Annotated in this window: 2 protein-coding genes; both read left to right on the forward strand. The window is 75.2% G+C overall.

Annotated elements, in window-relative coordinates; genetic code table 11:
• The coding region (locus DEIPI_RS0106605; protein WP_045233738.1) for a hypothetical protein at nucleotides 1–637 on the forward strand (637 nt) is incomplete at its 5' end.
• 34 nt (nucleotides 638–671) lie between these two features.
• On the forward strand, nucleotides 672–1,220 hold a 549-nt coding region (locus tag DEIPI_RS39105; protein WP_027481264.1), incomplete at its 3' end, for a hypothetical protein.

Below are 1,220 nucleotides of genomic sequence, written 5' to 3' on the forward strand. Positions count from 1 at the left end.
CGCGGGGGACCGCTGGCGCGCCATGACCCTCGCCCATCCGGACGCGCGGCGCTACGGCGAGCCCGCCGAGGGGCACCTCCCCTGGACGCTCGCGACGCACCTCGACCCGCGCGCCGACGATCCCGCCTTCACCTTCGAGGCGTTCTGCAGCTTCGCCGCGGAGACGGCGCTCCCCGCGAGGGACGCGGCCTCGTTCCTCGACGCCGCCGTGGAGTTCGTGAACGAGCGGGTCTTCGGGAACCTCAACGTGACGCTCCTCGTGCATCCCGCTTCCCTGCGCGACCCGGGCACGCGCGCCGCCCTGCGCCGCGCCGTGGGGAACCTGCGCTACGGCACCGTCGCCGTGAACGTCTGGGGCGGCTACGGGTTCGCGACCGGCATCACCCCCTGGGGCGCGTATCCGGGCAACACGCCCACCGACATCCGGTCCGGGGTCGGCTTCATCCACAATCCCCTGATGCTGCCCGACGTGCGCAAGAGCGTGCTGCGCTCGCCGCTCAGGCCCCTCGTGCCGTCGCCCGCGCTGCCCCTGTTCTCCCGGCACGACGAGCTCAGCCGCCTGCTGCTGCCGCTCGTGCTGCGCCCCTCGCCCCGCACGGCCCTGGCCCTCGCCGGGCCGCTGATGCGCGGCCGGTAAGACACCCCTCACGAAGGCGTCGCATGCTGCCCTCATGCGACGCCTCACGTTCATGCTGTCCGCCCTCACGCTCGCCACGACCGCCCTCGGCGCGGCCTTCCTCGACCTGCCCGACCGCGCCGGGAAGGCCTGGGTCGTGTGCGACGCCCTGAACACCTCCCGCACCCTCGTGATCGGCACGCCCGACGCGGCGGGCCGCGCCGTGATCACCACCCTCGACCGCCGCACGGGACGCTGGACGCACGAGGCGTGGCAGGTCGGTCGGGCCGATCCCGGCGCGGGCAGCGTCTACTACGCCCTGAAGCCCAGGGCGGGCGCCCCGGGCCGCCCCGGGGACGCCGTGCGGCTCGTGAACCCCGGCGTGAGCGTCTCGCCGGACCTGTACGCGTTCACGCCCGCCCTCGTGAGCGTCACCCTGCGCGGCGAGGCGAACGAGTGCCGTCTGCTGCCCGGCACGCGCCTCCTCGGCGTCACGGCCCGCCGGACGGTGCTCGTCACGCAGGACGCGGCGGGGAGGCTCACGTACCGCTCCTACGACTTCGCGCGTCCCGGCGCGCCCCTGGCGGTGCCGGGCGACGGCGTC

The sequence above is a fragment of the Deinococcus pimensis DSM 21231 genome, from assembly GCF_000519345.1.
In the GTDB taxonomy this organism is placed as follows: Bacteria; Deinococcota; Deinococci; order Deinococcales; family Deinococcaceae; genus Deinococcus_A; species Deinococcus_A pimensis.